An 18,224-nucleotide genomic window follows, 5' to 3' on the forward strand; every position below is an offset into this window, starting at 1 on the left:
GGTGGCCGGCCGGCGGGGGTCAGGCCAGCAGGTTGACCCCGGCCCGGAACAGGCCGGGCAGCCGGACCGCGGCCGGGACGATCCGCTGCGCCAGCAGCGGCTGCTGACGGGCCCACAGGAGCGATCCGGTCAGCAGCCGGTAGCTGCGCGAGGCGCGCCGCCAGGCCCGTTCGTAGTCGGCCGGGCGGCCCGCGGCCACGCACCGCACCAGCGCCTGCGCCGATGCCAGGGCGACCGAGACCCCCTCACCGGTGAGCGCGTCCAGGTAGCCGGCCGCGTCGCCGACCAGCAGCACCCGCCCGTGCACCCGGGCCCGGACCCGCTGGCGCAGCGGCCCGGCGCCCCGCACCGGCGTGCAGGCGGCGGCGCCCGCCAGCCGGCCCGCCAGTACCGGGAAGCGCGCCAGCTGCTCCTGGTACGGCGCCCGGTCGGCGGTGAGCAGCGCGACGCCGACCAGGTCCGGCGCGAGCGGCGTCACGTACGCCTCGGCCTGCGGCGACCAGTGCACCTCGACCAGGTCGCTCCACGGCGCGAGGCGGTAGTGCCGGCGCAGCCCGTACCGGGCCGGCGGTGCGGCGGGGCCGGGCGGGCGGTGCAGGCCGAGGGCGCGGCGGACCGGCGAGTGCAGGCCGTCGGCGGCGACCAGATGGCGGCAGGTCAGCCCGGCCGCGGTGACGGTGAACCGGCCCTGCTGGAACTCCCGGACCTGGACGGGCAGTACGGGTACCGCCAGCTCGGCGGCCCGTTCGGCGAGCGCGGTGTGCAGGGCGGTCCGGCGCACCCCGAGGCCCGGGCCGCCGCGGAACTCGGCGGTGGCGCCGCGCCCGGTCGTGGCGTCCAGGTAGCGGATGCCGCGCAGCGGGTGCCCGGACACCCGGACCCCGAGCTCGTCCAGGGCGCCGACGGCGGACGGCATCAGCCCCTCCCCGCAGGCCTTGTCGACTGGTGCGGGCCGCGGTTCCGCGACCACCGCCCGCAGGCCCGCGCCGGCGGCCCGGATCGCGGTGGCCAGCCCGGCCGGGCCGCCGCCCACCACCAGCAGGTCGATCACGTGGCCACCGCCGGGCGGGCGGTGCTCAGCGCCTGCTCCTCGCAGCGGATCCGGACCCGCAGCAGGGCCAGGTTCAGCACGGTGAAGCCGAACGCGGTCAGCCAGGCGCTGTGCACCAGCGGCAGGGCCAGGCCCTCCGCCACCACCGCCAGGTAGTTGGGGTGACGGAGCCACCGGTACGGGCCGGCGGCCACCAGCGGCAGCCCCGGGACCACGATCACCCGGGTGTTCCAGCGCGGCCCGAGGGTGGCGATGCACCACCAGCGCAGCCCCTGTGCGGCGAGCACCACCGCGAGCATCGGCCACCCCAGCGCGGGCAGGAACGGCCGGTCGGCGAGAGCGGGTTCGAGCAGGCAGCCGAGCAGCAGCGAGGTGTGCAGCAGCACCATCGCCGGGTAGTGGCCGCGGCCGTACTCGGTGCCGCCGATGGCGATGCTCCACAGGGCGTTGCGGCGGGCGACGACCAGTTCGGCCAGCCGCTCGACGGCGACCAGCAGGATCAGGACGGTGTACGCGGACATGCTCATCGGCGGGCCCTACCAGCGCAGGAGGACGAGTTCGGAGGCGAAGCCGGGGCCGAGCGCCAGCATCAGCCCGTACGTGCCCGGCTGCGGGGGACGCAGGGCGAGGGTGTCGCGCAGGATGTGCAGGACCGAGGCGGAGGAGAGGTTGCCGACGGCGGCGAGCGAACGGCGGCTCAACTCCAGTGCGGTGTCCGGCAGGGCGAGGGCGCCGGCGAGGGCGTCCAGCACCTTGGGGCCGCCCGGGTGGCAGATCCAGGCGCCGATGTCACCGGGCTTGAGGTCGTGTGCGGCCAGGAACCCCTCGACCTCCTCGGCGACGTGCAGCCGTACCAGGGCGGGGAGTTCGGCACCGAGTACGATCCGGAAGCCGCTGTCGACGATGTCCCAGCCGAGCTGCTGCTCGGTCCCGGGGTAGAGCCGGCTGCGGGCGGCGACGACGGCCGGGCCCGGGGCGGTGCCGTGTGCGGGGTGCTCGGGGCCGACGGCCAGCAGCGCCCCGGCGCCGTCGCCGAACAGGGCGCCGGCCACCAGGTTCGCCGGCGAACCGTCCGAGCGTTGCAGGGTCAGCGAGCACAGCTCGGTGGAGAGCAGCAGCGCCACGCCGTCCGGGTGCCCGGCCAGGAAGTCGTGCAGCCGTCCCACCCCGGCCGCGCCGGCCGCGCAGCCGAGGCCGAAGACCGGGAGCCGCCGGACGTCCGGGCGCAGGCCCAACCGCCCGGCCAGCCTGGCCTCCAGCGACGGGGCGGCGATCCCGGTGACGGAGGTGGAGATCACCAGGTCCACCGCGTCGGCCGGGAGGCCTGCCGCCGCCAGCGCGGTGGTCACCGCCTGCTCGCCGAGGTCCAGCGCGGCGGCGAGGTACGCGTCGTTGGCCTGGCCGAAACCGCTCAGGGCGGCGTAGTCGGCGAGCGGGAGCGCCAGATGACGGGTATCCACCCCGGCCGAGGCGTGCACCCGGTCGAGCACCGCGCGGCTACTGTCGGCCGGTAACCGGAGCGCCGCCGCGAACGCCTCCGCCAGCTCCTGCTGCCGGTAACGGTGCGGCGGCACCACGCCCGTCACTGCCACGATTCGGGTCATTGCGCCAGCATAGGGAAGTCACCGACATACCCTCATCAATCGGCGCAACCGGGCGAGTCCCGGGGTACGGAACGCGGGTGCCCGGGCGCGGCGGCCGGACGGTGGTGCAGGGCGGCGTGCCGGGGGCGAGTCCCGGGGTACGGAACGTGGGTGTGGGATGCGGGTGGCGGCGTGGGGGCGGCGGCGCGCCGAGGGGTGGGGGTCGGGGGACGGTCCGGCGGGTGGGGCCGGGTGCGGCCTAGCATCGGGGCATGCCGAACGTGAACGCGGTACCGGCCGCGGGCCGGGCCGTGCGCCCGCTCCCGCTGCTGCGGGCCTGCCATCCGGCCCCGGCGGCCGCCGTCACGCTGTTCGCCACGGCGTTCGCCGCCGGGTGCGGGCGCGGTCCGGCCGGCTGTGCGCTGACCGGTGCGGCGGTGGCGGCCGGCCAGCTCTCGGTGGGGTGGAGCAACGATCTGATCGACCACCGGCGTGACCTGGCCGCGCGGCGCCGGGACAAGCCGCTGGCCGCAGGGGAGTTGGACCCGGCGGTGCTGCGTGCGGCGGCCGGTGCGGCGCTGCTGGTCTGCGTACCACTGTCGTTGGCGGCCGGTGCGGCGGCCGGGGCCGCGCACCTGGCCGGGGTGGCCGCCGGGTGGGCGTACAACCTGGGGCTGAAGCGGACCGTGCTCTCCTGGGCGCCGTACGCGCTGGCCTTCGGCCTGCTGCCGGCCTTCGTCACGCTCGGCCTGCCCGGCGGGCCGTGGCCGCCGCCGTGGCTGACGGCGGCGGCCGTACTGCTCGGTACCGGCGCGCACTTCGCCAATGTGCTGCCGGATCTGGCCGACGACCTGGCCGCCGGGGTGCGCGGCCTGCCCCAGCGGCTGGGCCGGGCCGGTGCCGGGGCGGTGGCCGCGCTGCTGCTCGGCTGCGCCTCCGCGGTGCTGGTGGCCGGGCCGCCCGGTCCGGTCGGCGGCGCCGGGCGGGCGGTGCTGGTGGCGACGGTGCTGCTGGTGCTCCCGGCGGTGCTGCTGCCGCGCACCCGGTGGCCGTTCCTGGCCGCGCTGGCGGTGGCCGGGATCGATGTGGTGCTGCTGCTGGCCCGCGGCCCGGCCCTGGGCTGAGGGGCCGAGCCGCGGGCGCCGGGTGGGTCAGGAGGCGGGCATCAGGACGGTGTCCACGATGTAGACGGTGGCGTTGCCGGTCTGCACGTTGCCGCACAGCACCTTGGAGTTGGCGTTGACCGTGTAGGCCGCGCCGGCTCCGGCCGCCGTCAGGTCGCCGCCCTCCAGGGTCTTGTGGGTGCCGGCCAGCGCGGTGGGCGCGAGGCGGTTGGGCACCACGTGGTAGGTGAGGACCTTGGTGAGCTTGTCCTTGTCGGCCAGCAGCGCCTTCAGCTGGTCGGCGGGGATCTTGGCGAAGGCGTCGTTGGTCGGCGCGAACACGGTGACGTTCTGGGCCGAGTTGAGGGTGTCGCCGAGCCCGGCCGCGGTGACGGCGCTGACCAGGGTGGACAGCAGCGGGTTGTGCGAGGCGGCGGTGGCGACCGGGTCCTGGGCCATCCCGGCGAAGCTGCCCGAGCCGTCCTTCGGTACGGCCGCGCAGGCGGCGCCGAACGGGGCGTCCATCGCGGTGGCGGGGGTGGCGGCGGCCCCGGCCGCGGCCGGTGCGGACGAGGCGGCCGGGGCCGCCGCGCTGTTGGAGGTGGTGCCGCCGTCGCTGCTGCAGGCGGTCAGGCCGAAGGCGAGGGCGCCGGCGGCGAAGAGGGCTGCGAGGGACCGGGTACGGGTCAGGGACATGGGGACTGCTCCTCGGAATCGTGGTGCTGGGAACGGGTGTTGACGGGGGTTCTGCGGGTGGTCCGGGGATGGCGGTGCCGTCGCGCGGACCGGGGTGGGTGAGGTGTCAGGTGACGGTGACCACCGTCGAGTGCCAGCCGGTGGCGCCGGCCGGGAAGGGCGCCGCTCTCGCCTCGGGCTGGACGGCCCCGGTGGCGTCGGTGGCGCGGACCTGGATCCGGTGGGTGCCGGGCCGGGCGCCGGTCCAGCGGTGGCTCCACTGGCGCCACAGGTCGAGGCCCGCATCGGCGGCGAGTTCGGCCTCGGCCCACGGCCCGTCGTCGACCTTCACCTCGACGGCGGCGATCCCGCGGTGGGTGGCCCAGGCCGTACCGGCCACCACCACGTCCCCGGCCGGGACCTTGGCGAACGCCGACGGCACCTCGATCCGGGAGGCGGTGCGGACCTCCCCGGTGCGGTCCCAGCCGCGCCGGACCCAGTACGGGTCGTGGCCGGCGAAAGTGGCCACCTCCAGGTCGACCAGCCACTTGGTGGCGGAGGCGTAGCCGTACAGGCCCGGCACCACCGTCCGGCAGGGGAAGCCGTGGGCCACCGGCAGCACCTCGCCGTTCATGGCGAGCGCGAGCAGCGCCCGGCGGCCGTCGAGCAGCAGGTCCAGCGGGGTGCCGATGGTCATGCCGTCCTGGGACCGGCCGATCAGCTGCTGCGCGCCCGGGCGGACCCCGGCCCGGCGCAGCAGCTCGGGCAGCGGGACCCCGAGCCAGCGGGCGGTCGACACGTACGGGCCGCCGACCTCGTTGGAGACGCAGGACAGGGTGTGGTCGAGCTCCTCGAGCGGCCGTTCGAGCAGCTGGTCGAAGGAGAGCGTCATCGGATGGTCGACCAGGCCGTGGATCCGCAGCGACCAGTCCCGCGGGTCGATCCTCGGGAGGGTGAGTGCGGTGTCGACGCGGTAGAAGTCGCGGTTCGGGGTGAAGAACGAGGACAGGCCGGGCACCGGGGGGTGGGCCGCGGCGGGAGGCGGGGGCAGGGGCGCGGCCGGGGCGGGCAGCCGTACGGCGTCGCGGGCGGCGCTGACGTCGTACCGCCGGTCGGAGACCGCCCGGCCGCCGAGGCCGGTGAGCGCGGCGAACGCGACCGTGCCGCCGCCCGCCAGCAGGACCGCCCGCCGGGTGGGCCCGGCGGCCTCGGCCGGTGCGGTGGCCGCCGTCCTCAGCAGCCGGGCCAGCCACACCACCGCGGCGGCGCCGGCTGCGGCCGCCGCGAGCGAGGGCAGCGCGTCGGCGGTGGTGGCGGACGGCCGCGACAGCGCCGCGCAGACGCCGAGCGCGCCGAAGGCGGCGAACACCGCGCCGCCGGCGGCCGGCCGGCGGGCGGCCAGCAGTCCGGCGAGCGCCGCCAGGGCGGCCATCACCAGGTAGATGCCGCCCAGCAGCACCGGTTTGTCGTCGGTCCCGAAGGTCCGGACCGCGTACTCCTTGAGCGGGGTCGGGGTCAGGTCGATGGCGGCGGAGCCGACCGCGAACACCGGCGCGCCGGACGGGCCGGTCCACGCCGCCACCGCCTCGCCCGCCCCGACCGCCGCCGCGGCGGCCGCCAGCCCGGTCGCCGCGGCCCCGGCGGCCCGCAGCGCCGCGCGCCGGCGGCGGTGCGCGGCAGCGGCGGGCTGCGGGTCGGTGGTCGTCTGCTTGCTCACGTCCTGCATTCGGTGCGGTGACGGGAGCGGATGGGTGCGACTTCCGGGTTCACTCCGCGGGGTGAACCCCCGGCAGGATCGGCCAGGTTGGCGGCATCGGGCGTCAACCCGGCTCCGGGCCGCGGGTGTTCACGGCAGGGTGCGGGCCCGCTCGGTGATGTTGCGGGCCATGCCGCCGAACACGAAGGAGTGGAACGGCGCCACCGACCACCAGTACGCGTGCCCGGCCAGCCCGTGCGGATGGAACAGCGCCCGCTGCCGGTAGATGGTGCCGCCGTTGCCGTCGCTGTCGACCCGCAGTTCCAGCCAGGCCAGGCCCGGCAGCCTCATCTCGGCGCGCAGCCGCAGCAGTTCGACCGGTTCGATCTCCTCCACCCGCCAGAAGTCCAGCGAGTCGCCGACCCGCAGCCGGGCCGGGTCGCGGCGGCCGCGGCGCAGGCCGACCCCGCCGACCAGCCGGTCCAGCCAGCCCCGGACCGCCCAGGCCAGCGGGAAGGAGTACCAGCCGTTGTCGCCGCCGATGCCCTCCACCACCTGCCACACGGCCTGCGGGCTGGCCGCCACCTCGCGCTCCTTGACGTCCTCGTACAGGCTGCCGCCGGCCCAGTCCGGGTCGGTGGGCAGCGGGTCGCTGGGGGCGCCGGCCAGCGAGGCGGAGGACCAGCGGGTGGTGACCTCGGCGTCCTGGATCCGTTTCAGGGCGAGCCGCACCGCGCGGTCGAAGCCGATCAGCCCGCCCGGCGGGTCCGGTACCAGCGCCGCGATGTCGTGCTCCCGGCAGACCACCTCGTGCCGCAGCGACTCCACCAGCGGACGGGCGATCGAGTTCGGGACCGGTGTGACCAGGCCGACCCAGTGGCTGGACAGCCGCGGGGTGAGCACCGGGACCGGCACGATCAGCCGCCGGGGCAGTCCGGCGATCCCGGCGTAGCGCAGCATCATCTCGCGGTAGGTCAGCACGTCGGGGCCGCCGATGTCGAAGGAGCGGTTGACCTCCGGCGGCAGGGCGGCGGCGCCGACCAGGTAGCGCAGCACGTCGCGGACGGCGATCGGTTGGATCCTGGTGTCCACCCAGTTCGGCGTCACCATGACGGGCAGCCGTTCGGTGAGGTAGCGCAGCATCTCGAAGGAGGCGGAGCCGGAGCCGAGGATGACGGCGGCGCGCAGTTCGGCGGTGGGGACGCCGCTCTCCCGCAGGATCCGGCCGACCTCGGCCCGTGAGCGCAGGTGGGGCGACAGGGCGTGCTCGGGTACGCCGGGAGGGATCAGCCCGCCCAGGTACACGATGCGGCGTACCCCGGCCCGGGCGGCCGCCGCCCCGAAGGCCCGGGCGGAGGTGCGGTCGCGCCGCTCGAAGGAGCCGCCGGTGCCGAGCGAGTGCACCAGGAAGTACGCCACCTCGACGCCGGCGAACACCCCGGCCAGCGTCTCGGGACGGGTGACGTCGGCCTTGACCGTCTCCACCTCGGCCCGCCAGGGGTAGTCGCGGATCCGGCCCGGGTCCCGGACCAGGCAGCGGACCCGGTGGCCGGCCGCGAGCAGCTCCGGCACCAGCCGGCCGCCGATGTAGCCGGTGGCGCCGGTGACCAGGCAGAGCGCCCGGGCGTCGGACCCGCCCTCGGGCGGGGCGTCGGTGTGGTCGGTCATCTCGTCTCCCGTCTCGTCCTGCGGCGGCCTCCCGCGGGAGGCCGCGGTGCGGGCACCGGAGGGCTCAGAACGCGTACCGCACCCGCAGCCAGGGCGCGTGCCGCTCGATCAGGCCGCGCAGCCGGGCCAGCGCCTCGGCCTTGCGGCCCACCCGGTAGCGGACGTTGTCGGCGCCGTTCTCGGAGCGCTTGGGCTCCTGGAGGTCCGGGCGCCAGAGCACCTGCTCGGCTGCGGGGTGCCAGCCCAGGTTGACGTGGTGCAGCTGCTGGTTGTGGGTGAGCAGGATGATCTCGGCGGCGGCCTGCGCCTTGACGGCGGGCGGCAGGACGTCGTCCATCCGGCTCAGCAGCTCGGCCCAGTCCCGCTCCCAGCCCGCCCGAAGGACGACCGGGGACAGGTTGAAGTGCACCTCGTACCCAGCCTCTCGGAAGTCCGCGGCGGCGGCCAGCCGGTCGGGCACCGGCGCGGCCCGGACGTCCAGCAGCCGGGCGTCGGCGGGCGGCATCACCGAGAACCGGATCCGGGTGCGGCCGCGCGGGTCCAGCGCCAGCAGGTCGCGGTTGACCCACTTGGTGGCGAACGAGGCCTTGCCGGTGGGCCAGTGCCGGAAGGCCCGGATCAGGTCGGCGGTGTTGTCGCAGACCAGGGCGTCCACCGCACAGTCGTTGTTCTCGCCGATGTCGTACACCCAGGCGGTCGGGTCGCACTGGTTGGGCTCGGGCTTGCGGCCCTGGCGGGCGAGGTGGCGGCCCAGGTAGCCGATGATCCGGTCGATGTTGGTGAAGACGGTGACCGGGTTGGCGTAGCCCTTGCGGCGCGGGACGTAGCAGTAGGCGCAGGCGAGCGCGCAGCCGTTGGCCGAGCTCGGGGCGATCCAGTCCGCGGAGCGGCCGTTGGGCCGGGCGGTCAGCGACTTCTTGACGCCGAGCACCAGCACCTCGCGCTTGATCCGGGCCCAGCGCTCCACGTTGCCGGCGTTGCCGTGCAGGTGCGGGATCTGCCAGTGCGAGGCGACCTCGGTGACCCGGGCGCCGGGGAAGCGCTCCAGGACCTGGCGGCCGCGCGGGGAGGCGGCGGCGGCCGGTTCGGCGTAGATCTCCCGGACGTCGAACAGGACGCGCGGGCGGGGGCCGGTGGGCGGGTCGGCCGGCACGGCTGGCCTCCTCGGTGTGGTGGGCGGCGTGGTGGTCGCGGGCGGGTGGACGGGTGGTCCGGTGGTGATTCGGTGCCGTACGGGAATCGGATCGGTCCGATCCGGCCGAATCCGGGCGGGGCCGGGCGGTCCGGGTCCATGATCGGATCATGGGTTCGCCGGTTCGGACCAATCCGCCGCCGCGACGGCTCCGAACACCCGTTGCCGAGGCACCCCAGGTCCGGGACGCCGCGGCGGTCCGTCCCGTTCCCAGGAGGTCACCCATGCCAGCCGTCCGCCCGACCGGCCCGAGGGTCCGTCCGCCGCACCCGGCGGCCGGGTGCCGGGGGGTGGCCCGGTGAACACCGTCGTCCACCTCTCCGGCCCGCACCGCCGCGGCCCGGACCTGCAGGAACTGGTCGCCAAGGTGGCCTTCGGCGACCAGGACGCGTTCGGCCGGCTGTACGACGCGGTGGCCGGCCCGGTGCTCGGCCTGGTCCGCCGGGTGCTGCGGGACCCGGCGCAGTCCGAGGAGGTCGCCCAGGAGGTGATGCTGGAGGTGTGGCGCACCGCCGCCCGCTACCGGCCGGAACTCGGCGAGGTGATGCCGTGGGTGATGACCATGGCGCACCGCCGGGCCGTCGACCGGGTCCGGGCCGCCCAGGCCGCCGCCGACCGCGACCGCAAGGCCGCCGCGCAGTCGCACGCCCCCGCCTTCGACGAGGTCGCCGAACAGGTCGAGGGCCGGCTCGAACGCGAACAGGTGCGGCGCTGCCTTCAGGGCCTCACCGAACTGCAGCGCGAGTCGGTCACCATGGCCTACTACCGCGGCTACTCCTACCGCGAGGTGGCCGACCTGCTCGGCTCGCCGCTCGGCACCGTCAAGACACGCATGCGGGACGCCCTGATCCGGCTCCGCGACTGCCTGGGGGTGGGATCGTGACAACCGCTGCCGACCTGCACACGCTCACCGGGGCCTACGCCGCCCACGCCCTCGGCGACACCGAGCGCCAGGCCTTCGAACGCCACCTGGCCCAGTGCCCGGCCTGCACCCAGGAGGTCCGGGAGTTCACCGCCACCCTGGCCAGGCTCGGCTCCGCCGAGGCCGTCGTCCCGCCCGCCGAACTGCGCGCCCGGGTGATGGCCGGGATCGGCACCGTCCGCCAGCTCGCCCCCGCCTCCTCGACCGGCGATGGCCCCGACGGCCCCGGCGCCCGCACCGGCGGGCGTCTCGGCCACCGGCTGTACCGGCTCGCGCTGGCCGCCTCCGTCGCGGCCGCCGCCTCGCTCGGCGTCCTCGCGTACCAGCAGCACGACCAGGCCGAGCAGGCCCGCGCCCGGACCGCGGCGCTGGCCCAGCAACAGGCCGCGTTCGGCTCGCTGCTCACCGCGCCCGACGCCCGCACCAGCACCGCGACGGCCGGCTCCGGGGTGGGCACGGTGGTCTGGTCGCAGAGCCGCGGCCAGGCCGGGTTCCTCGCCTCCGGCCTGCCGAAGCTGCCCGCCGACCGGACGTACCAGCTCTGGTACAACGACGCCGGCACCATGCGCCCGGCGGGGCTGCTGCCCGCCTCGACCGGCACGGTGCTGCTCACCGGCCCGATCGGCGGCGCCGCCGGGGTCGGCGTCACCGTGGAGCCGGCCGGCGGCTCGCCGCACCCCACCGCGGCCCCGACGATGCTGCTCGCCTTCACCTGACGGGCTGCCCCGCCCCCCCCGGGGCCGTCCCGCCGATCCGCCCACCAATCCGCCCGGCCCGCTGCTCCGAATGGCTGGTGACACGCACGTGACGGGCCCGGCCGCACCACCGGCCGGGCCCGCGGAGGACAGGGGCCCACCGTGACCATGCCGGAGACCGTCCGCACCGCCGGAATCCCCGACGCCCGCCGCAGCGGCGGCGCCGGGCGCCGGATCGCCGTGGTCGGCAGCGGGGTGGCGGGACTGACCGCCGCGTACCGACTCACCCGGGACGGCGCCCAGGTGCACCTCTTCGAGGCCGACGACCGGCTCGGCGGCCACGCCCACACCCAGCGGGCCACCGGCGCGGACGGCCGGACCGTCGACCTGGACACCGGCTTCCTGGTGCACAACCGCCGCACCTACCCGCACCTGGTGGAACTCTTCGACGAACTCGGCGTGCAGACCCGCGAGAGCGAGATGAGCATGTCCGTGCGGTGCGACGGCTGCGGCCTGGAGTACGCCGGGGCCAAGGGCCCGGCCGGACTGCTCGCCCGGCCAGGCACCCCGCTGCGCGGCCGTTACCTGCGGATGCTCGCCGAGGTCCCGCGCTTCCACCGCCGGGCCCGCCGGCTGCTGGCCGACCCGCAGGCCGGCGACCCGACCCTGCGCCAGTTCCTCGGCGCCGCGGGCTTCTCCGCGTACTTCGTCAGCCACTTCATGACCCCGGTGGTCTCCGCCGTCTGGTCCTGCGCCCCCGACCTGGCCGGCGACTACCCCGCCCGGTACCTGTTCGCCTTCCTGGACAACCACGGCATGCTCGACGTCACCGGCTCACCGGCCTGGCGCACCGTGGTCGGCGGCTCCCGCCAGTACGTGGAGCGGATCGCCGCCCACCTCGGCACCGTCCACACCGGGGCACCCGTCCGGGCGGTGTTCCGGCACCCCGACGGCGTCCAGGTGATCACCGCCGACGGCCGCCGCACCGAGGCCGACGCCGTCGTCGTCGCCACCCACCCCGACCAGGCGCTCGCCCTGCTCGCCAACCCGGGCCCGGCCGAACGCGAGGTGCTCGGCGCGTTCCGCTACTCCCGCAACCCCACCGTGCTGCACCGCGACACCTCCCACCTGCCGAACGCCCCCCGCGCCCGGGCCTCCTGGAACTACCGGATGCCCGACTGCACCGGCCGCTCCGACCAGGTCCAGGTCAGCTACCACCTCAACCGCCTGCTCGGGCTCGACACCGCCGAGGACTACCTGGTCACCCTGAACGAGGACCCCGCCCGTCCGGTCCCCGCCGAACACGTCGTCTCCCGCACCGTCTACCACCACCCCGTCTACACCCACGAAGCCCTCGCCGCCCAGCGCCGGCTGCCCGAACTCAACCGCGGCCGCACCGCGTTCGCCGGCGCCTACCACGGCTGGGGCTTCCACGAGGACGGCTGCCGCTCCGGACTCGCCGCCGCCGAGTCCCTCGCCCACGTGGGCGCCCGATGACCCCCGCCGCCCTGCCCGGACCGTGGGGAGCCGCGCTGTACGAGACCACCACCACCCACGTGCGGACCGCACCCCTGCGGCACTCCTTCCGCCACCGCGGTCTGCTGTGGCTGGTCGACCTGGACGCGCTGCCCCGGCTGCCCGCCCCGCTGCGCCCGCTGGCGCGGTTCCGCGCCGCCGACCACCCCGGCGACCCCCGGCTCACCCTGCGCCGCAACCTCGACGACTACCTCGCAGGCCGAGGCGTCGACCTGGCCGGCGGCCGGGTCCTGATGCTCACCCAGGCCCGCTCGCTCGGCCACGTCTTCAACCCGATCACCGTCTACTGGTGCCACACCCCGGACGGCCGCCCCGCCTGCACCGTCGCCGAGGTGCACAACACCTACGGCGGCCACCACCGCTACCTGCTGCACCCCGACGCGGACGGCCGCGCCACCACCCCCAAGGAGTTCTACGTCTCACCGTTCTTCCCGGTCGACGGCGCCTACCGGATGCACCTGCCCCCGCCCGGCGAACGGCTCGCCCTGACGATCCACCTGGAACGCGCCGGCGGCCGCCCGTTCACCGCCACCGTGCACGCCACCCGCACCACCGCCGGGCCCGCCGCCCTGCTGCGCGCCGTCCTGCGGCACCCCTTCGCCACCGTCGCCGTCTCCCTGCACATCCGCTACCAGGGCATCCGGCTGCTGCTGCGCGGCCTGCCCGTCCACGCCCGTCCCGCCGCCCGGCCCCAGGCCAAGGAAGAGGTACCTCTCCCGTGACCCAGCAAGCCTTCCGACCCGTCCACCACCGGCCGGAGCCGGTCGACGCCCGGCGCCGGCCCGAGGTCGACCCGCACCGCTGGCCCGACGTCGCCCGCGTCCCCGAGGCGCCGCTGCGCGCCGCCGTGGCCGAACGGCTGCTGCGCCGGGTCGCCCGCCGCCGCGGCCTGCGGGTCGAACTCCCCGACGGACGGACCATGGCCCCCGCCCCCGCCGGCGCGCCCGTGCTGCGCCTGCACCGGCCCGACGCGTTCCTGCGCAGGGTCGGCTCCACCGGGCTGATCGGCTTCGGCGAGGCCTACCAGGCCGGCGACTGGGACTCACCCGACCTGGTCGCCCTCCTCACCGAACTCGCCACCGCCCCCGAGACCCTGGTCCCCACCGGCGCCCAGTGGCTGCGCCGCCTGTACGTGCCGCGCAAGCCGCCCGCCGAACTGCCGTCCACCGCCAACTCCCGGCGCAACATCAGCCGCCACTACGACCTCTCCAACGAGCTGTTCGCGCTCTTCCTCGACCCCACCATGACCTACTCCTCGGCCCTCTTCCCGACCAATGCCGACGGCCGCCCGCTGGCCCGCTGGGACAACCTCGCCACCGCCCAGCACCACAAGATCGACCGGCTGCTCGACCTCGCCCGGGTCGGCCACGGCACCCGCGTCCTGGAGATCGGCACCGGCTGGGGCGAACTCGCCCTGCGGGCCGCCGCCCGCGGCGCCCGGGTGGTCTCCCTCACGCTCTCCGCCGAACAGCTCGACCTCGCCCGCCGCCGGATCGCCGACGCCGGCCTGTCCGGGCGCGCCGAGGTCCGGCTCTGCGACTACCGCGCCGCCGAGGGCCGTTACGACGCCGTGCTGAGCGTCGAGATGATCGAAGCGGTCGGCCGCCCCTACTGGCCCGACTACTTCACCACCATCGACCGGGTGCTCGCCCCCGGCGGCCGGGCCGCCCTGCAGGCCATCACCATGCCGCACGACCGGATGCTCGCCAGCAGCGACACCTACACCTGGATCCTCAAGTACATCTTCCCCGGCGGCCTGATCCCCTCCGTCCAGGCCATCGCCCAGACCGCCGCCCGCCACACCGGCCTGCGCCTCACCCACCGCAGCGCCTGGGGCCCGCACTACGCCGAGACCCTGCGGCTGTGGCGGGAACGCTTCACCGCACGCACCGACGAGGTCACCGACCTCGGCTTCGACCGGGTCTTCCAACGGATGTGGGAGCTCTACCTGGCGTACTCCGAGGCCGGGTTCCGCACCGGCTACCTCGACGTCCAGCAGCTGCTGCTGACCCGCCCGCAGGAGGACCGGTGACCACCGTCGCGGACCGACTGGTCCCCCTGATCGGCGACGTCCTCGGCCGGCCCGTGCCGTTCCGGCTGCGCGCCTGGGACGGCTCCACCGCGGGCCCGGACGGCGCGCCCACCGTCGTCGTGCGCCACCGCCGGGCGCTGCGCCGGCTGCTCTGGCAGCCCGGCGAACTCGGCCTCGCCGACGCCTACATCACCGGCGACCTGGACGTCGAGGGCGACCTCGGCACCGCCCTGACCCGGATCCGCGGCGCCCTCGCCGGCCAGGGCCCCGTCCGACCCGCGCCGCGCGACTGGCCCCGGCTGCTCGTCGCCGCCGCCCGGCTCGGCGTCCTCGGCCCGCGGCCCGCCCCGCCGGGCGGCCGGGCGGCGGTCCGCGGCGAGCCGCACAGCCGGGCCCGGGACCGGGCGGTGATCAGCCACCACTACGACCTCTCCAACGAGTTCTACGAGCTGCTGCTCGGCCCCGCTATGGCCTACTCCTGCGCCTACTTCGGCTCCCGGGACACCACCCTCGCCGACGCGCAGACCGCCAAGTTCGACCTGGTCTGCCGCAAACTCGGCCTGCAGCCGGGCATGCGGCTGCTCGACGTCGGCTGCGGCTGGGGCGCGCTCGCCGTGCACGCCGCCCGCCACCACGGCGTCCAGGTCACCGCCGTGACGCTCTCCGCCCGCCAGCACGCCTTCGCCACCGCCCTCGCCGCCGAGGCCGGGCTCGCCGACCGGATCGACGTCCGGCTGCAGGACTACCGCGAGCCGGTGGACGGCCCGTACGACGCGGTCAGCTGCATCGAGATGGGCGAGCACGTCGGCAAGGACGGGTACCCGGCGTTCGCGGCCCGGCTGTTCGAGCTGCTGCGGCCCGAGGGCCGGCTGCTGGTGCAGCAGATGTCCCGCGGCAGCGCGGCACCCGGCGGCGGCGCCTTCATCGAGACGTACATCGCGCCCGACATGCACATGCGGCCGGTCGGCGAGAGCGTCGGACTGCTGGAGTCCGCCGGTCTGGAGGTCCGCCAGGTCGAGGCGCTGCGCGAGCACTACGCCCGGACGCTCGACGCCTGGCACCGGACCCTCCAGGAGCGCCGCGAGGAGGTCGTCGCCCTGGTCGGGGTGGCGGTCCTGCGGCTGTGGCGGCTCTACCTGGTCGGCAGCGCCCAGGCGTTCGCGGAACGCCGGATGGGCGTCGACCAGATCCTCGCCGTCCGCCCGACCCGCGAGGGGCGCAGCGGCGCCCCCGCCACCCCCGCCGCGTGGTACCGGTGAACGGCGCCGCGTTCGCCACCGGCCTGGCCGCTACGGCCGGCGCCGCCCTGGTGGTGATGCTCCTGGCGTTCGCGGCCGGCCTGCGCACCGGCCGTCACCGCGGCGTCGACGTCGCCTGGGGCCTCGGCTTCGCCGCCGTCGCGCTGACCGGCCTCGGCCTGTCCGCCGGGTACGGCGACGCCGGGCGGCGGGCGCTGGTCACCGCGCTGGTGGTGGTCTGGGGACTGCGGCTGTCCGCGCACATCGCCCGCCGCGGCCGGGGCGCCGGCGAGGACCCGCGGTACGCCGCGATGCTCGCCGGGGCCCCGCCCGGCCACGAGCGCCGGTACGCGCTGCGCAAGGTCTACCTGCTGCAGGGCGCCCTGGTCTGGTTCGTCTCGCTGCCCGTGCAGTACGCCCAGTACCTCCCGCAGCGGCTCGGCCCGCTCGCCTGGGCCGGCACCGCGCTCTGGGCGCTCGGCCTGTTCTTCGAAGCGGTCGGCGACCGGCAGCTGGACCGCTTCAGGGCCGACCCGGCCAACCGCGGCCGGGTGCTGGACCGCGGCCTGTGGCGCTACACCCGGCACCCCAACTACTTCGGCGACGCCTGTGTCTGGTGGGGCCTGTTCCTGTTCGCCGCGGGCAGCCCGGCCGGCTGGGCGTTCCTGCCGAGCGTGCTGCTGATGACCTGGCTGCTCGCCTTCGGCAGCGGGAAACCGCTGCTGGAGCGGCAGCTGAGCGCGCACAAACCGGGCTGGGCCGAGTACGCGGCCTGCACCAGCGGCTTCCTGCCGCTGCCGCCGCGGCGGCGGCAGCGGCCGGGCCGGGCCGGCTGACGGCGGGTGGTCAGGACGGCGGGGTGATCCGCGTCCCGTCGTCCAGGGTGGCGACCACCGTCACCGGCTGCCCGGGAGCGCGCCGCACGGCCAGCGTGCCGTCGGGGACGGGCACCTCGAGGCTGCCCTCCGGGCCGCTGACGGAGATCCGGGACACCCGGCGGCTGCCCGCCGCCAGCAGGTAGTCGGACCCGTCGGCCGACCGCCACCAGGCCCGGCCGACCGTGTTCTGGTCGAACCGGCTGCAGCCGCGCCCCTCGGCGACGGCGGTGCGCCGCGCCGGCTCGTCGAGCCGGCCCGCGGGCAGCAGCAGCTCGGTGGCGGCCGAACCGGTACCGGTCCAGCGGTCGGTGCGCAGGCACACCCAGGTGGCGGTGCCGGCCTGCTGCGGCAGGTCCTGGCGGGCGAAGGCCCAGGCGTTCAGCGCCTTCACCCCGGGCCGCAGCTCCGGGACCTCGCAGGCGGTCCGGGCCCAGGTGAGAAGGGCGTCGCTGCCGGTCGCCTCGCGCGGCGCGCGGGCCTCGCCCTGCTGCGGCGGCGGGGTGTACGTCAGATGGGCGGGCAGCAGACCGCCCACGTCGGCGAGCAGGAAGGCGTGCTTCTCCGCGACCGCCCGGGAGGACCGCAACTGCAGCACCGCACCGTCCAGGCAGCCCGCCGAGCCGGCCGAGGGCACCGGCCCGGTGACCCCGTCGACCGGCCGCAGGGCGGCCGCCGGGCCGTCCGGGGCGCGCAGCCGGCGGATCTCGGCGCTCTCCACCCAGGGCGCCAGCAGGAAGCGCGCCCCGGCGCCGTCCCGGTGCAGCACCAGTGCCGCCCCGGTGACCACGTCCGAATCGTCGGCGCGGGCCAGCATCAGACCGCCCAGCGGGCCGTCGGTGAAACGGGCCAGCCGGGCACCGTCGTACAGCACCACCACCGGAGTCCCGTCCACCAGGCCGGCGAACAGCAGCTGCGGGGTGCCCGCGGGCCCCGAGACGTCGGTGCCCGGCTCGATCTGCAGCCGGCCCTCCCGCCACGCGGCCAGCGCCCGGCCGATCAGCGCGTCGTCGCCGAGCCGGTCGCCGCGGGCCGGCCAGGCGGACAGGTCGAGCCGGGCGGTGCGCTGCCACAGGTCGGTGGCGGCCCGCAGCGGACGGGCGGGCGCGTCGGAGCGCACCGCGGCGTCGACGGAGGCCGGCCGCCCGGCGGGCGCGGGCGACCCGGTGGGTACGGCCCACAGCGAGCCGAGCGCGAGCAGCAGCGCCCCGCCGGCCGCCAGCCGGGCCGTCCGGCGCTGCCGCAGCAGGTCCCCGGGCCGGACCCGGACGGTGCACGGATCGAACCGCGGGGACTCGGCCAACCGCCCCTCGGGCAGCGGGGCATCGGCCTGGAGCCGGTCGGCCTGCCGGAGCGCGCCGGCCGGATCGGCCACCCCGGCGGCGGCCAGCACCCGGGCCGTCTCCTCGGGCCCCAGCGACTCGGCGAAGCGCAGCGCGTACGCCGCCCGCCCGGCCGCCGGGACCCCCGTCAGCGCACGGTCCACGGCGAGCTCGGCGGGACCGCCGTCGGGGGTGAACAGCCGCAGCCCCCAGGCCCGCGGGAGCAGCCGCGGCTGCCCGCGGGTGAACCGCAGGGCGCCGCGCACCACCCGGCCGCGCAGCACCGCGTAGACCTGGTCGGCGTCCGGGGAGCCGGCGCCCCAGCGGCCGGGCAGCGCGGCCCGGACCACCGCGTGGGCGGCCAGCAGCCGCCTGCGGCGGTCGAGTTCGGCGGGCACGATCAGATAGGCGAGCCGGGCGAGCCGGCCGTACTGGCTGACCAGGACGGCTTCGGCCCCGGGCAGCCCGCCCGGCCGCCGCCGGCCGACGGTCCGGGCGGCGGCTGCCTCGGCGGTACGGCGCAGGGTCTGACGGTCCATCGGTGGCGGCTTTCGGTCGGCGCGTGAAGGCGGTGCGCCGCAGGCCGGGGGCCGGGCGGTGCAGATCATCCAACGAGTCGATCATGCGATGGTTGCG

The 18,224-nt window shown here is 76.6% G+C and carries 16 protein-coding genes; 8 read left to right on the forward strand and 8 right to left on the reverse strand.

Going from position 1 to position 18,224, the window contains the following annotated elements:
* Positions 1-19 precede the first annotated feature (19 nt).
* From AB0D08_RS05745 to AB0D08_RS05755, 3 genes are read right to left on the reverse strand one after another with little or no spacing between them, the layout of a single operon-like run.
* Positions 20-1,051, reverse strand: coding sequence for an NAD(P)/FAD-dependent oxidoreductase (locus tag AB0D08_RS05745; RefSeq protein WP_033818839.1), 1,032 nt, complete (start codon positions 1,049-1,051; stop codon positions 20-22).
* Positions 1,048-1,572 (reverse strand): isoprenylcysteine carboxyl methyltransferase family protein, encoded by a 525-nt coding sequence (locus tag AB0D08_RS05750; protein WP_033818843.1) that lies wholly within the window; start codon positions 1,570-1,572, stop codon positions 1,048-1,050. Before AB0D08_RS05750 ends, AB0D08_RS05745 begins: the two co-directional genes overlap by 4 nt.
* A gap of 15 nt (positions 1,573-1,587) precedes the next feature.
* Positions 1,588-2,655: a 3-oxoacyl-[acyl-carrier-protein] synthase III C-terminal domain-containing protein gene (locus AB0D08_RS05755; RefSeq protein ID WP_359886331.1), complete on the reverse strand. Its 1,068-nt coding sequence runs from the start codon at positions 2,653-2,655 to the stop codon at positions 1,588-1,590.
* 251 nt (positions 2,656-2,906) lie between these two features.
* On the opposite strand from AB0D08_RS05755, the gene AB0D08_RS05760 reads away from it, so the two are divergent.
* Entirely contained in the window at positions 2,907-3,758 is an 852-nt protein-coding gene (locus AB0D08_RS05760) for a UbiA family prenyltransferase (protein ID WP_359886332.1), read from the forward strand.
* A gap of 27 nt (positions 3,759-3,785) precedes the next feature.
* On the opposite strand, the gene AB0D08_RS05765 is transcribed toward AB0D08_RS05760, so the two are convergent.
* From AB0D08_RS05765 to AB0D08_RS05780, 4 genes are all read right to left on the reverse strand, one after another.
* Positions 3,786-4,433 carry a fasciclin domain-containing protein gene (locus tag AB0D08_RS05765; protein WP_359886334.1) on the reverse strand — a complete coding sequence of 216 codons (648 nt, stop codon included), beginning with the start codon at positions 4,431-4,433 and terminating at the stop codon, positions 3,786-3,788.
* Between the two features lie 106 nt (positions 4,434-4,539).
* Positions 4,540-6,129, reverse strand: a complete 1,590-nt coding sequence (locus AB0D08_RS05770; RefSeq protein WP_359886335.1) for a molybdopterin-dependent oxidoreductase — start codon at positions 6,127-6,129, stop codon at positions 4,540-4,542.
* 129 nt (positions 6,130-6,258) lie between these two features.
* Entirely contained in the window at positions 6,259-7,776 is a 1,518-nt protein-coding gene (locus AB0D08_RS05775; protein WP_051813183.1) for an SDR family oxidoreductase, read from the reverse strand.
* 64 nt (positions 7,777-7,840) lie between these two features.
* Positions 7,841-8,929, reverse strand: coding sequence for a spore photoproduct lyase family protein (locus tag AB0D08_RS05780; protein ID WP_359886337.1), 1,089 nt, complete (start codon positions 8,927-8,929; stop codon positions 7,841-7,843).
* Positions 8,930-9,266: 337 nt separating this feature from the next.
* Here AB0D08_RS05780 and sigK point away from each other — a divergent pair, with 337 nt between their 5' ends.
* The 7 genes from sigK to AB0D08_RS05815 all read left to right on the forward strand — a co-directional run bounded on the left by sigK (position 9,267) and on the right by AB0D08_RS05815 (position 16,227).
* Positions 9,267-9,851: an ECF RNA polymerase sigma factor SigK gene (gene sigK, locus AB0D08_RS05785; RefSeq protein ID WP_033822276.1), complete on the forward strand. Its 585-nt coding sequence runs from the start codon at positions 9,267-9,269 to the stop codon at positions 9,849-9,851.
* The gene (locus AB0D08_RS05790; RefSeq protein WP_033822275.1) at positions 9,848-10,606 is read left to right on the forward strand and encodes an anti-sigma factor; all 759 of its coding nucleotides are present in this window, start codon (positions 9,848-9,850) and stop codon (positions 10,604-10,606) included. The genes sigK and AB0D08_RS05790 overlap by 4 nt, the downstream gene beginning before the upstream one ends.
* Before the next feature lie 147 nt (positions 10,607-10,753).
* Positions 10,754-12,082 carry an FAD-dependent oxidoreductase gene (locus tag AB0D08_RS05795; protein WP_051813184.1) on the forward strand — a complete coding sequence of 443 codons (1,329 nt, stop codon included), beginning with the start codon at positions 10,754-10,756 and terminating at the stop codon, positions 12,080-12,082.
* Positions 12,079-12,843 carry a DUF1365 domain-containing protein gene (locus AB0D08_RS05800; RefSeq protein WP_033822274.1) on the forward strand — a complete coding sequence of 255 codons (765 nt, stop codon included), beginning with the start codon at positions 12,079-12,081 and terminating at the stop codon, positions 12,841-12,843. Before AB0D08_RS05795 ends, AB0D08_RS05800 begins: the two co-directional genes overlap by 4 nt.
* On the forward strand, positions 12,840-14,153 hold the full coding sequence (locus AB0D08_RS05805; RefSeq protein WP_033822273.1) for a cyclopropane-fatty-acyl-phospholipid synthase family protein: 1,314 nt from the start codon (positions 12,840-12,842) through the stop codon (positions 14,151-14,153). The genes AB0D08_RS05800 and AB0D08_RS05805 overlap by 4 nt, the downstream gene beginning before the upstream one ends.
* Positions 14,150-15,412: a cyclopropane-fatty-acyl-phospholipid synthase family protein gene (locus AB0D08_RS05810; protein ID WP_359886339.1), complete on the forward strand. Its 1,263-nt coding sequence runs from the start codon at positions 14,150-14,152 to the stop codon at positions 15,410-15,412. Before AB0D08_RS05805 ends, AB0D08_RS05810 begins: the two co-directional genes overlap by 4 nt.
* Complete coding sequence (locus AB0D08_RS05815; RefSeq protein WP_359886398.1) at positions 15,409-16,227, forward strand: DUF1295 domain-containing protein; 819 nt, start codon at positions 15,409-15,411, stop codon at positions 16,225-16,227. The genes AB0D08_RS05810 and AB0D08_RS05815 overlap by 4 nt, the downstream gene beginning before the upstream one ends.
* Positions 16,228-16,237: 10 nt before the next feature.
* Here AB0D08_RS05815 and AB0D08_RS05820 read toward each other — a convergent pair whose 3' ends face one another.
* Entirely contained in the window at positions 16,238-18,127 is a 1,890-nt protein-coding gene (locus AB0D08_RS05820; RefSeq protein ID WP_359886340.1) for a hypothetical protein, read from the reverse strand.
* Positions 18,128-18,224: the final 97 nt, after the last annotated feature.

This window comes from Kitasatospora sp. NPDC048540, from assembly GCF_040651175.1.
Classification (GTDB): Bacteria; Actinomycetota; Actinomycetes; order Streptomycetales; family Streptomycetaceae; genus Kitasatospora.